We start from the raw sequence: 13,236 nt of genomic DNA on the forward strand, positions 1-13,236 counted from the left end.
ACAACACCAAGCTAACAAGGAACTGCCGGATCGCGGCGGGGCCCTATAATACTTCATCGCCACGGCCGACGGCCTGCCCCCAAACACCCTGATACTGACCGACAAGACCATGACAACCTGGACAGACTTTCTTTCCGGCGAGGGAGCGACCCTCGACGACAACTTCGTAACGTTCGGCGACGCAACGGCCGAGGCCGCCGCGCTTGCGACAGGAACGCTTGCAGTGCCGCTGCTTCACCTCGGACTGGTACAGAGCACGGGCCCGGACTCGGCTGCTTACCTCCACAATCTGTTCTCCAACGATGTGAACAAGCTGCCTGCAGGCAGCGCACAGTGGAACAGCTTCAACAGCCCGAAGGGGCGCATGCTTGCGAGCTTCCTGCTGTGGCACGAAGAGGACGGCCACAGCCTGCTGATGTCCGCCGACATCCTGCCGGCGATGCACAAGAGGCTGTCGATGTACATCCTGCGCAGCAAGGTCAAGCTCGCCGACGCAAGTGCGACCCGGGCGCTGATCGGCCTTGCCGGTGCGAAGCTCGGGGCCTGCCTCGAAGCAGCGGGCCTGCCCTTCCCGGCCGCAGACATGCAGGAATCACTGGCTGACGGCATCCGTATTGTTCGCATCGGCGCCGAGGCAGCCATCGCAGTGGTCGATGCCGACGCCGCACCCGACCTGTTCCGCAAGATCCGCGCAGCAGGCGCCATTCCGGCGGGAACCAACGCCTGGCATCTCGCAATGGTGCGCGCCGGTGTGCCGCTTGTGACTTCGGCCACGCAGGAAGAGTTCGTTGCGCAGATGCTCAACTACGACCTCATCGGCGGCATCAGCTTCCAGAAGGGCTGCTACCCGGGGCAGGAAATCGTCGCCCGTACCAAGTACCTCGGCAAACTGAAGAAGCGGATGTATCGCGTGTCCATCGCTGCGGAAAGCGCACCGACGGCGGGCGCCGACCTCTACTCGCCTGCATTCGGCGACCAGTCGGCAGGAAAGCTGGTCAATGTCGCCGCGCTCGGAGACGGCAGCTTCGAAGCACTGGCCGTGATGCAGAACAGTTGTGCGGAGGATGGCGACGTTCACCTTGGCGCACCCGACGGCCCGGCACTCGCCGTTCTCGACCTGCCTTACGCCCTGCTCTGACGATTCACAGGTAACACGATCATGCCCGCAGACGACAGCTCGCTGAAGCATTACTTCATCTATTACCGTATCCGCGATGGTGTGGACGTCGATGACGCTCACGCCTCGGTGCGCAACATGCAGCTTGCACTCGGCAAACAGACCGGGGTGGTGGGCCGGCTGTTTGTTCGCAATCATGAGGACACGACCTGGATGGAGGTCTACGACGGCGTGGCAGACACGGGCGCCTTCGAGCAGGCGCTGCGCGAAGGCGTCGCGCAGCACGGGCTGGAAGGCATCATTCAGCCGGGCTCGGCACGGCACATGGAGTGCTTCGTCGAGTGTGTCTGATCGTCACCGGATGGCAGGCCCATCCGGATTACCCTCTGATCGTCGCGGCCAACCGCGACGAATTCGTCAACCGCCCGGCGAGTCCCGCCCACTGGTGGACCGATGCGCCGCAGCTGCTTGCCGGGCGTGATCTCGAAGCCGGCGGCACCTGGATGGGTATCAGCCGCAAGGGGCGATTCTCGGCGCTGACCAATTTCCGCGACCCGAGCCAGCGCGCCAGCGGCCTTCCCTCACGGGGTGCCCTGGTGCGTGCCGCGCTCGAGTCCGGGTCTGACTGCCGCGAAACGCTTGAAAACATCGCACGCAGCAGTGCCGGCTATGCCGGGTTCAATCTTCTGGTGAGCGACGGCACCCAGCTCGGCATCCATGAAAGCACCACCGGTGCGGTGCGTTTGCTGGCGCCCGGCGTGTACGGCCTGTCGAATCATGTACTCGACACCGAATGGCCCAAGCTCAAGCGGGCGCGAGACGCCTTCACGGCGGCGCTGCACACGCTCCCTGACAGCGAAGCCTTCCTGACCCTGCTAAGAGACACCACGCCGGTTGCCGATCACGAACTTCCGGATACCGGCATCAGCCTGGAGTGGGAGCGCCGGCTTTCCACCGCATTCATCGACTCGCCGACATATGGCACCCGCTGCTCGACTCTGCTGACGGTCGACCGCGGGGGCGAAGCCTGCCTTACCGAATGGACCTGGCTGCCCGGCGGGAAGCAGCACAGCATCGTTACCCACCGCTTCGGAATCGACGCATCCTGCGGTGAACAATCCCCGCATCCATGAAGGTCTCGCCTTCGGCCACGAAGCCGTGCCGAAGGTAGAAGTCAATCGCGCTGACCTGGGCATTGAGCACCACTTCGTGCATGCGCCGGCGCCAGGCTTCTTCCACCAGCGCCTCCAGCACCAGACCGCCGACGCCACGCCCGCGCCACGCCGCATCCACGGCCATGCGTCCGATGTGTCCGTCCGGAAGCAAGCGGCCGGTTGCCAGCACCTGACCGTGTTCGGCCAGCGCCAGCGCGTGCCGGGACAGCGGATCGTATTCGTCCATCTCCATGTCTGCCGGCACGCCCTGCTCGACCACGAACACGCGTTCGCGCAGCGGCATCGCACGAGGCGCGGCTTCAGTCCAGTCGAGCAGGACCAGTTCGATATCCTTCATTCAACAATCTCCACGCGCGTGCCGGCACTCACGAGTTCGAACAATTCGACGATGTCGTCGTTGCGCATGCGGATGCAGCCATGCGAGCGTGGCTCACCCATCGGCTGGTCCTCGCCGGTCCCGTGGATGTAGATGTAGCGGCGCATGCTGTCCACCCGCCCCCCACGATTGACGCCCGGCTCTTCGCCGCACAGCCACAGGATGCGGGACAGAATCCAGTCCCGCCCCGGATGTGCAGCAGCAAAAGCAGGCGACCACACTTCGCCCGTCGGGCGGCGCCCGCGAAAAACCGTGCCCCATGCTGCCGACCGGCCAATACAGGCCCTGATCCGGTGACGCCCGCGCGGCGTGCAGCCACTGTCCATCTGCTCTCCGGCGCCATTGAGTGCCGTCGAGATGCGGTAACGCCGGATGCAGCAACCGTCCTCATCAAACAGATCAAGACGCTGGGTCGCGATTTCGATACGGATATGCATGAAAGCGCTCAGGCGATCTGGGTCTTGCCACGGCGCGCGGCGAAGAATGAAGACAGCATGCTTCCGCAGGCGTCCGCCATCACGCCACCGGTAACGCTCGCATGGTGGTTCAGGCGCGTCTCGGCGAACAGGTCCATCACGCTGCCGGCTACGCCTGTCTTGGGGTCGCGCGCACCGAACACAACCCGCGCGATGCGCGAATGCATGATGGCACCTGAACACATCGCACACGGTTCGAGCGTGACGTACAACTCGCAGCCCGGCAACCTGTAGTTGCCGAGGCGTTCTGCCGCATCGCGCAGCGCCATGACTTCGGCGTGCGCGGTCGGATCATGACGGAGGATGGGCTGATTGAAGCCACGCCCCACGACTTCACCATTCAGCACCACGACCGCGCCAACCGGCACTTCGCCGCATGCACCCGCCTCTCTCGCCTGCTCCATCGCAAGCAGCATGAATTCTTCGTCGTTCATCATCATCGTTGCGGTTCAACCAGCGCACAGTGTAGCCGACACCACCCATAGCCAATAACCGGGAAACGTGGAAGACTGCCCCCGTCACCTCACGGAACGAGTCGGCATGCTGCCTGATTCAACCTCAACGTCACGACAAGTCCGCCGTGTGCTGAACCAGACGTCGACCGCCTGGGTGGTGCTGGGTGTCTCGCTGATACTCACGGTCATCTTCTGGCAGTTCTCCGCGCACGCCTTTTCCAAGCGCGGCCAGGATCGCTTTCTGTTCCGTATCGAAAAGGAAACGGTCACGCTCGTTTCGCGCATGCGCGCTTATGAACAGGTTCTGCTGGGCGCACGTGCCCTCTTCGCCGCCAGTGACGAGGTTACACGGGGAGACTGGTACGCATATGTCGAAGGCCTTGCGATCAACGAGCACCTTCCGGGCATCCAGGGCACCGGTTTCGCGCAGCTTGTCCGGGCTGAGGACAAGGACTCGCATCTGCAAGCCGTGCGTGCCCAGGGCTTTCCGTACTACGACATCGCGCCGAAAGGCGATCGCGAGGTCTTCACGCCAATCGTCTATCTCGAACCCTTCGACGAACGTAACCGGCGGGCCTTTGGGTTCGACATGTTTTCCGACCCGGTTCGTCGGGAGGCAATGGAGCGTGCCCGTGATACCGGCTGGCCTGCACTGTCGGGCAAGGTCACGCTGGTGCAGGAAACGCAGGAGGACGTACAGCCCGGCTTTCTGATCTACCTGCCGGTGTATCACAACCAGATGCCGCAGGACTCGATAGCGCAGCGTCGGGCAGCCCTGCTTGGATTCGTTTACAGCCCGTTTCGCGCCCACGACCTCATGCGGGGGCTGTTCGGCGCACGTGACGAAGACACCGAGATCGAACTGTTCGACGGTACGCCAGAGCCCGCCAACCTGCTGTTCAGTACGAGCCAGAAAGTGCGCAAGGCGCGGCACAACGCCGACAAGCAGATCCGGATCGGCGGTCGCGAGTGGACCTTGCGCTTTCACAGCCGCCCGGAATACGAGATCGCCACCCTGAGCGTCCAGCCCTGGATCATCCTTTTCGGCGGCACGGCGTTGAACCTGCTTCTGTTCGCTGTGATGTTCTCCAACGCACGCCATGTGAAGCGGATGGACGCGGCCGCGCTCACCCTGGCACAGAGTCGCGACCGCTATCTCAATCTGGTCGATAACGTGCCTGGCACGGTGTTCCGTTCAGAGCCCAAATCCACCTGGCGCTTTCATCATCTCAGTCCGAGCATCGGGGCGCTCACCGGCGAACCCGCGGACGCCTTTCTTGAAGGCCGCGTCTCCTACGCGCGGTTCATTCACCCCGACGACACCGCGGGCGTAAAGAGCAGCATCGACGCTGCGCTGCGCGCCGGCACGCCCTACGAGGTCGAGTATCGTATCCGGCAGCAGAACGGGCGTCTGCGCTGGGTGAGCGAACGTGGCCGAACCTCGTATGACGACTCAGGCAAGGCGCAATGGATCGATGGCGTGATCATCGATATCACCGAGCGCAAGCTCGCCGAAACCGCGATCAGGGAGCTCGCCTTCTACGACCCGCTCACTCGGCTGCCCAACCGCCGGCTGCTGGACGACAGGCTGCGCCACGCGCTGCTCGCCAGCGAGCGCAGCAGATGCTGCGGCGCGGTACTGTTCATCGACCTCGACAACTTCAAGCCGCTCAACGACAACCACGGACATGAGGTCGGCGACATGATGCTGTGCGAAGTCGCGCACCGCCTGTGCGATGCCGTGCGTGAGAGTGACACCGTTGCCCGCCTTGGCGGCGACGAGTTCGTGGTCATGATCGAGAACCTCGGCCTGGACTGCAGCGAGGCCACCAGCAAGGCGTGTCAGGTCGCCAACAAGATCCTCACCGCACTCAATCGGGAATACCGGCTTGGTGAGCACGTCCATTGCAGCACCCCCAGTATCGGCCTGACCACGTTCTGCGGTCAGGGACGCGGCGCCGGGCAACTGATTCGGGAGGCCGACCACGCGATGTACAGAGCGAAGGAGGCCGGCCGGAACACCGTTCGCGTGTTCGAATACGATCCCACGGCCGCAGGCGATGAAGTGAGCGGTAAGCGCTGTGCGCCACCCGGGCAGACATCCGGGTCTGACTCCGCGGCAGACGCCGCGACCGACGACACTGCACCGAAAGGACCGCAGTGATGCGCCACGTCTTTGTCGCGATGCCCTTCGGTTCCAGGCCCGGTCATGACGGTCAGGCAATCGACTTCGAGCGCATATTCGATGAATACATGCTCCCGGCGCTGCAAGCAGCCGGGCTGAAGGTGTTTCGCACCAGCGTGGAAGGGCCGCCCGGGGAGGCCAATGCCGACATGCTTCAGCACCTGTTGATGGCCGACGTCGTCGTGGCTGATCTCACACTGGACGACCCGAAGGTCTGGTATGCACTTGGCGTACGTCATGCCTTGCGCGCCTCCGGTGTCGTTCTCGTGCAAGCCACACAAGGCACGGCCACCGAGCCCGGCCCCGGCGACCATCAACGGCTGCGTTATCACCTGAAGACTGGGGGACCCGATCCGGACACCCTCATCGACGATCGCCAGCGCCTGAGCAACGCGGTCTGCAGCTTTCCGGACGCCCAGCACGGGACGAGCCCGATTCATCGCGCCTTGCCGCATCTGCGCGAACCCGACTGGCGCACACTGCTGCCGGTACAGCGCAACACGCTCACCGGACCGTACGCGGCCTGGGCAGACCGCCTCGGTTCAGCGCGCCCCGGCGACATCCTGGTACTGGCAGACGAGGCACCCTGCACTGCCCTGCACATCGCCGCCAGGCTCGCAGCCGGCGATGCCCTCATGAGGCAGCGCCACTGCGACTTTGCACTTGAACAGTTCGACCGCGTGCTCGAACTCGAGCCCGGCCACACCCTCGCTCGCCGGCGCCGGGCAAGCGGCCTCGCACGCCTTGGTCGCGTGATCGAAGCACGCGAGGCGGTCTGCCGCCTGGTCACTGAGGCACCCGAGGCATCCGAGGAACCCGAAACACGCGCACTCGCACTCGCCGGCAGCATCGACAAAACCGACTGGATCAGCCGCTGGGCGCTCGCGGATGCTGCGCCTGGCGCAATGCGTGCCCGGGCAGCGAGCGAAAACGCACCGCTGTCGGCGGCCATCGAGCACTACCGTCAGGCCTTCATGCGCGATCCGTCGCGCTACCGTGCCGGCCTCAATGCGCTCACCCTCATGCTGCTTCGGCGTCACCTCGGCTGCGCGAAGGCGGCTGACGACAGCAGGCGACTGAGCGACGGCCTGCGGTGGTCGATTGGGTCCGCACTTGCCTTGACGCCCGATGACTACCGGGTCAGATCGAGCGATGCGGAATACTGTCTGCTGCAGGGCGAACTGGCGCACGTTCGCGAGGCGTACCGGCACGCCACGGCCGTTGCCGGCGGCGACTGGCATGCGCTCGACTCAAGCCGACGCAGCCTGTGCCTGTTGCGCGACCTGGGCTTCCGGCCGGCCGAAACCGCTGCAGCGATCGAGATCATCAACGATGCGCTCGCGCGCACCGAACCGCCCTTTGTCCCGCGGCAGGTCTTTCTGTTCAGCGGGCACATGGCTGATGCGCCCGACAGAGCGACACCGCGCTTCCCTGTCGGCCTTGAGCCTGCGGCGGCCGCAGCAATCGCCGCCACGCTCGATGCGCTTGGCGCCGGGCCTGGCGATCTCGCACTGACCCAGGGGGCCAGTGGCGGCGACATCCTGTTTCTGGAAGCCTGCAAGGCACGCCAGGTTCGCCTGCACCTGATGCTGCCGCTACCGGAGCCTGAGTTCCTGGCGCGATCGGTGGCGTCGGCAAGGCACGGTGCGCAATGGCGTGCACGTTATGACAGCATTCGGCACACGCTCGACGATCCACCTCGCGTGCTTCCCGACGAGCTCGGTCCGCTACCGGAAGCAGACGCCAATCCGTTCGAACGCTGCAACCGCTGGCTTCTCGCGACCGCGCTGTCCTGCGGTATCGACAAGGTGTCTTTCATCTGCCTGTGGAACGGCGAAGGCGGCGACGGCCCGGGGGGTACCGCGCACATGCATGCTGAAATGAAACGCAGGACCGGCAAGGTGAGCTGGATCGATACGCGGACGCTGCCGCATCAGCCGGCATGAGCCGTTATCTGCGGTACACGTGTGACTGCATTGGCCGGGCCCGCTGCCTGAATTGCGGGCTGTCTCAGAGCGTCTGTCGTGGTCAGGCGTCGCTCACGGACGACGGACGATGAAGCTCACCTGATCGGCGGCTTGCAGCCCGCTACCGGCGTCGAGGCGGAAGCGGATTTCGTCACCTGCACGTACGCCACGATAACGATGAACCAGGATGCGCTCATCGCCCGCGCCGTAGTCTGCCCGCGTCCTGAGCTCGAACTGAAGCCCGTCATCGGTCAGCCTGCCCGCCTCGATCGCCCGGGGCACACCCAGAAAACTGGCTCGTCCGCTCAACTCGCCAGCCTCGACAACAAACTCGAAGCGCTCTTCCCGGGTGACACCCCAGGGGTAATCCACCGTTCCGCTCCAGACCCCCGCCACCCCCTCCCCATCCTCGTTTGTAGGCGATCCTGCCAGCAGCCATGCCGCAACTGCGACCGCGAAGGTCGCGCACAGCAGCGCGAACACGCGCCCGGAGCCATGCCTGCCGCCAGCGGTTGTCGCCTCACCGGCACTGCGGCGCTGTTCCGGAGAACCCGGCTGTGGCAGCTCAATGCCAAGCACGCCGGGCCCGGCCAACGCGTCCGCGAGCAGTGCCACATCGATTTTCCATGAGGCATCCCGCAGTACGACCGCCTGGCGCGTGGCGATCTCACGGATCGAGGGCGGCAACATCGAGGGCTCGGGCATCGTGGCGCCACCCACGAGCAGCGGCACGATTGGCTTGTCCGACGCAAGTGCAAGCTCGATCTCGCGGCGCACGAAGTCGTCGGCGTTTTCAAGCCGTGGTCCGGTTTCGGTCGGCTCCAGCCAGCGTGGGCCGATGAGCACAAGCACGCCGCGCACCTGGCTGATGCGGGTCTGGATCACATGTTCGAAGTTCTCGCCAGGCGCGATGTCATCAACGTCGCGAAACACGGAGCCCTCGCCGAAGCGCAACTCAAGCGCATCGGTCAGACGGCCTGCGTGACCGGCGCTGTCGTCGCGCCGATACGAAACGAAAAGCAGTGACATGCGTGCTGGCTCCAGCGAAACCCGGTGAGACCGCAGCGCACCGTCCTTCGATTCAAGCATGTGCAAGGTACGATCGCCAGTTTCGATCCTGCCTGTGCCGCCGTGCGTGTGGCGCGAACGCCGCAGCCGTCCTTTCCCCGCGGCATGGCTATAATGTCCCCTTCATGCAAACCTGTCCGGGAGCACACCAGTAGATGGCTGAAGACAATCAGTTTTTTCGTGCGGTCAGGGACTTCTGCCAGCGTGATGTCGTGACCTGTGCGCCGGGCGACAGCCTGGTGGACGCAGTCGGCATCATGCGGTCGAAAAACATTTCCAGCATCGTCGTGATCAGCGACGGCAAACCGCACGGCATCTTCACCGACCGCGACCTGCGCAACAAGGTCGTCGCCCAGGGCAGGACACCGACCGAACTCACGGTTGCCGACATCATGCATTCGCCCCTCACCGTGATCGGCGAAGACGACGTGCTGTACGAAGCGCTTTACCGCATGTCGCGGCAAAAGATTCATCGCTTGGTCGTCGTCGATGACGCGGGGTTGCTGACCGGCATCATCACCGACACCGACATCCTGCGCCTGCAGGCGCATTCGCCGCACCAGCTGGTGCTCGACATCGAGAAGGCGGCGTCCATCGACGACCTCCGCGACCTGCATGCCCGTATCCAGCAACTCGTGCTGCATCTGAGCGGCACCGGCATCGCCATCCGCGATCTGGTGAAGCTGATTGCCAACCTCAACGATCAGGTCCTCATTCGTCTGATCGGGCTGCTGCGTGCCGAGAAGTACCCCGACCTCACCGATGACTTTGCCTTCGTGGTGATGGGCAGTGAGGGCCGCAGCGAACAGACCCTGTCCACCGATCAGGACAACGCGATTGTCTATGACGATGCACTTGGCGCCGACGAGATTGCCCGCCTCGAAGCATTCTCGGTCGAACTGATAGACAGCCTGATTTCAATTGGCGTCCCGCCCTGCCCCGGCGGCATCATGGCAAAGAACGCCGCATGGCGACGCAGCCTTGCCGACTGGAAGCAGACGCTGAACCGCTGGCTCACCACGCCGACGCCAGAGCACGTGATGACCGGCTCCATGTTCATGGATCTGCGCACCCTGTATGGACGTGACGATCTCGTGCAGAACCTGCGCGACCAGGCCTTCCGCACCATGAGCGAGGACCAGGGTTTCCTGATGCGGATGGCCCAGAACATGACCAACTTCCTGCCGCCGCTGAACTGGCTGGGGCGGATCAAGGTGGAAAAGTCGGGGCCCCATCGCGGCAAGGTCGACATCAAGAAGGCAGGCATCTTCGCCATTACCGACGGTATCAAGGCACTTGCGATCGAAGCCCGCAAGCTCGACGGCAGCACCCACGACCGCATGGAGGCGCTGGTCGCAGCGAAGGTCCTGAAAGCGGGCGACGCTGCGGACCTGCGTGCCAGCTTTGACTTCATGGTCAAGCTGCGTCTGCGCGGCCATGTCGAGGCCCTGCGCGTGGAAGCCACCCCCACCAACTACATCTCGCTCGAGCTCCTCAATGCGATGGAAAAGGGCGAGCTGAAGCTGGCCCTGGAAGGCGTTGCGCGTTTCCAGAGCTTCATCAAGCACCATTTCAACCTGCAACTGCTGCGCAACTAAAAACCGGCGTGCCGGGCGGCGGACTCCGTCCCGCCCGGCCGAAGGCTAAACGCGCTCCAGCAACAGGGCGATGCCCTGGCCAACGCCGATACACATCGTGCACACCGCGTAGCGTCCGCCACTGCGCTGCAGTTGCCAGGTGGCCGTCGTCACCAGACGTGCACCGCTCATCCCCAGCGGATGACCGAGCGCAATCGCGCCGCCGTTCGGATTTACGTGCGCGGCATCATCGGCCAGCCCGAGCCCGCGCAGCGTCGCCAGTGCCTGGCTGGCAAAGGCCTCGTTGAGCTCGATGAGATCGATCTGCTCGATGCGCAATCCGGTTTTTGCCAGCAGCTTCTGCGTCGCCGGCAAGGGACCGATGCCCATGATGCGCGGATCGACACCCGCGGTTGCAGTGGCCACGATCCGTGCGCGTGGCGTCAGTCCATTCCGCGCAGCCGCCGCTTCGGAGGCGATCAACAGCGCGCTGGCACCATCATTCACCCCAGAGGCATTGCCCGCGGTGACCGACAGCTCGGGGCCGTTGATGCCCTTGAGTCGTGCCAGCGCTTCCAGCGTGGTGTCAGGACGCGGATGCTCGTCCGCCGTCACCCGATCCACCACGCCCTTCTTGCGCGGCACCTCCACCGCTACGATCTCATCCTCGAACACCCCTGCATCGAAGGCCGCTTTCCAGCGTTGCTGGCTGCGCAGCGCGAAGGCGTCCTGATCCGCACGGCCGATCCCGAACTGCGCGGCGACGTTGTCCGCGGTCTGTGGCATCGAGTCGATACCGAAGCGTTCCTTCATCAGTGTGTTGACGAGGCGCCAACCAATGGTCGTGTCCTCGATCGAACTGCTGCGACTGAAGGCCGTGCCGGCCTTGGGCACCACGAAGGGCGCGCGTGACATCGACTCCAGGCCACCGCCGACACCGATGTCGATCTCGCCGGCACGGATCGAACGCGCGATGAAGGACACCGCATCCATGCCCGAACCACACAGCCGGTTGATCGTGCTGCCCGGCACCGACACCGGGTAGCCGGCAAGCAGCAGCGACATGCGCGCCACATTGCGGTTGTCCTCGCCTGCCTGATTGGCGCAACCGAGCACGAGCTCCTCGATCGCAGCCGGATCGAGTCCGGGACTGCGCGCCAGCAAAGCTGACAGCGGTACCGCCGCCAGATCGTCGGGACGAACGGTGGAAAGCGCACCGCCGTAACGCCCGATGGGCGTACGGACGGCGTCGCAGACGAATGCTTCGACCATGGAAAACCTCGTATTGGATGAATCGGAGAGGCGCTTGCGGATCAGCCTTCGGGCGTCAGCAGCGACACGCCGAGGCCCGCGCGCCGGATCAGCCACGGGCTGGGGCGGTAGCGCGGGTCGCGGGTATAGGCCTGCATGCGATCCAGTATCGCAAGCACCCGGGCCGCGCCAATCGCATCGCCCATCGCCAGCGGACCGGCCGGGTAGCCGAGACCGAGCCGCACCGCGGTGTCGATATCCTGCGGTGAGGCGATGCGTTGCTGGGCGATGTCGCAACCCAGATTGACGATCATCGCCATCACCCGTTGCGTGATGAAGCCGGGGCTGTCGTGAATCACTGATACCGGCACCCCGTCAGCCCCGAACAGGCCGTGAGCGGCATCGCGCACCCCGGAATCGGTGAGCGGCGTGGTCATCAGCGTGCGCCTGCGGTCGAGCGCAGGCAGCACGTCGATTGCGACCGTACGCCGCGGATCGAGCCCCGCATCGAGGCAGGCGCTGGTGGCGTCCTCTCCCCACGGCGCCACGATGCACAGCGCGTCGTCCGCGGGCCTCGCCCCCGAATCGAGTTCGCCACCGAGGCTTGTCACCAGCGCGCACAACTCGCTGCGCGCCGCCTCGTCCTGAATGGCGACAAAAACACGTGCAGCTCGCGCAGCCGGTGCCGGCGATTCAGGCACCACCTCGGGCTTGCCATCGCGATACACATAGAAGCCCTGCCCGCTCTTGCGCCCGAGCAAGCCTGCCGCAAGCCGCTGCCGCGTGATCGGCGAGGGGCGGTAGCGCGGTTCCTGGTAGTACTGGCTGTGAATCGACTCCATCACCGGATGCGACACATCGAGGCCAGTGAGGTCGAGCAGTTCGCACGGTCCCATGCGGAACCCCGCCGCCTCGCGCAACACGCGGTCGAGCGTGGGCACGTCGGCGATCCCTTCACCCAGAATGCGCAGGCCTTCGGTCAGGTAGGCCCGACCGGCATGATTGACGATGAAGCCCGGCGTATCCTGCGCCCGCACCGGGCTGTGCCCCATGCGGCCGGCAAGCGCGGTGAGGCGGTCGCAAACTGCAGGCAGGGTGCGCGCACCGTTGATCACCTCGACGATCTTCATCAGCGGTACCGGACTGAAGAAATGCAGCCCGGCCACCCGCTCCGGATGCGCGCAGGCCGCAGCGATCGAGGTCACCGACAACGACGAGGTATTGGTGGCAAGAATGCAGTCAACGCCCACCACCGCCTCAAGGTCGCGCAACAAGCCGCGCTTGGCTTCCAGATCCTCGACAATCGCTTCGACCACCGCGTCACAGCCGGCAAGATCCGACAGCGCAGCGGCCGGCTTCAGGCGCGCCGCGGCTTCGGTCCCTTCAGCCTCACTCAGGCTCCCCTTGGCGACGAGCTTCTCCAGCATTGGAAGAATGGCGGCAATGGCATCCGCAGGTGCAGCGGGTCGTGCGTCGAACAGACGGACCTCAAGCCCGCCGACTGCGGCAATCTGGGCAATTCCCCGCCCCATCAGGCCGGCACCGACGATGCCGAGCGTGCGTATTGGCTGATCCGAATTCAAGGCTGA

Annotated in this window: 12 protein-coding genes; 6 read left to right on the forward strand and 6 right to left on the reverse strand. The window is 64.7% G+C overall.

What is annotated here, in order from left to right:
• Positions 1–109 precede the first annotated feature (109 nt).
• From ygfZ to AC22G6_RS07100, 3 genes are read left to right on the forward strand one after another with little or no spacing between them, the layout of a single operon-like run.
• Positions 110–1,138 (forward strand): CAF17-like 4Fe-4S cluster assembly/insertion protein YgfZ, encoded by a 1,029-nt coding sequence (gene ygfZ, locus AC22G6_RS07090; protein WP_487366187.1) that lies wholly within the window; start codon positions 110–112, stop codon positions 1,136–1,138.
• A gap of 21 nt (positions 1,139–1,159) precedes the next feature.
• Positions 1,160–1,468, forward strand: a complete 309-nt coding sequence (locus AC22G6_RS07095; RefSeq protein ID WP_487366188.1) for a DUF4936 family protein — start codon at positions 1,160–1,162, stop codon at positions 1,466–1,468.
• A complete protein-coding gene (locus AC22G6_RS07100) occupies positions 1,459–2,250 on the forward strand; it encodes an NRDE family protein (protein WP_487366189.1) in 792 nt (263 codons plus the stop codon). The genes AC22G6_RS07095 and AC22G6_RS07100 overlap by 10 nt, the downstream gene beginning before the upstream one ends.
• On the opposite strand, the gene AC22G6_RS07105 is transcribed toward AC22G6_RS07100, so the two are convergent.
• From AC22G6_RS07105 to tadA, 3 genes are read right to left on the reverse strand one after another with little or no spacing between them, the layout of a single operon-like run.
• The gene (locus AC22G6_RS07105) at positions 2,195–2,629 is read right to left on the reverse strand and encodes a GNAT family N-acetyltransferase (RefSeq protein WP_487366190.1); all 435 of its coding nucleotides are present in this window, start codon (positions 2,627–2,629) and stop codon (positions 2,195–2,197) included. The genes AC22G6_RS07100 and AC22G6_RS07105 overlap by 56 nt on opposite strands.
• On the reverse strand, positions 2,626–3,105 hold the full coding sequence (locus AC22G6_RS07110; RefSeq protein ID WP_487366191.1) for a L,D-transpeptidase family protein: 480 nt from the start codon (positions 3,103–3,105) through the stop codon (positions 2,626–2,628). Before AC22G6_RS07110 ends, AC22G6_RS07105 begins: the two co-directional genes overlap by 4 nt.
• An 8-nt stretch (positions 3,106–3,113) precedes the next feature.
• Positions 3,114–3,578, reverse strand: coding sequence for a tRNA adenosine(34) deaminase TadA (gene tadA, locus AC22G6_RS07115; RefSeq protein WP_487366264.1), 465 nt, complete (start codon positions 3,576–3,578; stop codon positions 3,114–3,116).
• A gap of 148 nt (positions 3,579–3,726) precedes the next feature.
• Here tadA and AC22G6_RS07120 point away from each other — a divergent pair, with 148 nt between their 5' ends.
• Together AC22G6_RS07120 and AC22G6_RS07125 are read left to right on the forward strand one after the other, a co-directional pair.
• Positions 3,727–5,763, forward strand: a complete 2,037-nt coding sequence (locus AC22G6_RS07120; protein ID WP_487366192.1) for a CHASE domain-containing protein — start codon at positions 3,727–3,729, stop codon at positions 5,761–5,763.
• A complete protein-coding gene (locus AC22G6_RS07125; protein WP_487366193.1) occupies positions 5,763–7,730 on the forward strand; it encodes a tetratricopeptide repeat-containing protein in 1,968 nt (655 codons plus the stop codon). Before AC22G6_RS07120 ends, AC22G6_RS07125 begins: the two co-directional genes overlap by 1 nt.
• A gap of 93 nt (positions 7,731–7,823) precedes the next feature.
• On the opposite strand, the gene AC22G6_RS07130 is transcribed toward AC22G6_RS07125, so the two are convergent.
• Complete coding sequence (locus AC22G6_RS07130; protein ID WP_487366194.1) at positions 7,824–8,780, reverse strand: toll/interleukin-1 receptor domain-containing protein; 957 nt, start codon at positions 8,778–8,780, stop codon at positions 7,824–7,826.
• A gap of 194 nt (positions 8,781–8,974) precedes the next feature.
• On the opposite strand from AC22G6_RS07130, the gene AC22G6_RS07135 reads away from it, so the two are divergent.
• The gene (locus AC22G6_RS07135; RefSeq protein ID WP_487366195.1) at positions 8,975–10,417 is read left to right on the forward strand and encodes a DUF294 nucleotidyltransferase-like domain-containing protein; all 1,443 of its coding nucleotides are present in this window, start codon (positions 8,975–8,977) and stop codon (positions 10,415–10,417) included.
• A gap of 45 nt (positions 10,418–10,462) precedes the next feature.
• Here the strand turns inward: AC22G6_RS07135 and pcaF are convergent, their stop codons facing one another.
• Both pcaF and AC22G6_RS07145 read right to left on the reverse strand, forming a co-directional pair.
• Complete coding sequence (gene pcaF / locus AC22G6_RS07140; protein ID WP_487366196.1) at positions 10,463–11,668, reverse strand: 3-oxoadipyl-CoA thiolase; 1,206 nt, start codon at positions 11,666–11,668, stop codon at positions 10,463–10,465.
• 41 nt (positions 11,669–11,709) lie between these two features.
• On the reverse strand, positions 11,710–13,230 hold the full coding sequence (locus AC22G6_RS07145) for a 3-hydroxyacyl-CoA dehydrogenase (RefSeq protein WP_487366197.1): 1,521 nt from the start codon (positions 13,228–13,230) through the stop codon (positions 11,710–11,712).
• Positions 13,231–13,236 lie beyond the last annotated feature (6 nt).

This window comes from Parazoarcus sp. PS-13 R2A, assembly GCF_057621855.1.

What these genes read in the sequence shown, in the direction of transcription:
- ygfZ (WP_487366187.1), top strand. Translation starts at nt 110, where the DNA reads ATGACAACCTGGACAGACTTTCTTTCCGGCGAGGGAGCGACCCTCGAC.
- AC22G6_RS07095 (WP_487366188.1), top strand. Translation starts at nt 1,160, where the DNA reads ATGCCCGCAGACGACAGCTCGCTGAAGCATTACTTCATCTATTACCGT.
- AC22G6_RS07105 (WP_487366190.1), bottom strand. Translation starts at nt 2,629, where the DNA reads ATGAAGGATATCGAACTGGTCCTGCTCGACTGGACTGAAGCCGCGCCT.
- AC22G6_RS07110 (WP_487366191.1), bottom strand. Translation starts at nt 3,105, where the DNA reads ATGCATATCCGTATCGAAATCGCGACCCAGCGTCTTGATCTGTTTGAT.
- tadA (WP_487366264.1), bottom strand. Translation starts at nt 3,578, where the DNA reads ATGAACGACGAAGAATTCATGCTGCTTGCGATGGAGCAGGCGAGAGAG.
- AC22G6_RS07125 (WP_487366193.1), top strand. Translation starts at nt 5,763, where the DNA reads ATGCGCCACGTCTTTGTCGCGATGCCCTTCGGTTCCAGGCCCGGTCAT.
- AC22G6_RS07130 (WP_487366194.1), bottom strand. Translation starts at nt 8,780, where the DNA reads ATGTCACTGCTTTTCGTTTCGTATCGGCGCGACGACAGCGCCGGTCAC.
- AC22G6_RS07135 (WP_487366195.1), top strand. Translation starts at nt 8,975, where the DNA reads ATGGCTGAAGACAATCAGTTTTTTCGTGCGGTCAGGGACTTCTGCCAG.
- pcaF (WP_487366196.1), bottom strand. Translation starts at nt 11,668, where the DNA reads ATGGTCGAAGCATTCGTCTGCGACGCCGTCCGTACGCCCATCGGGCGT.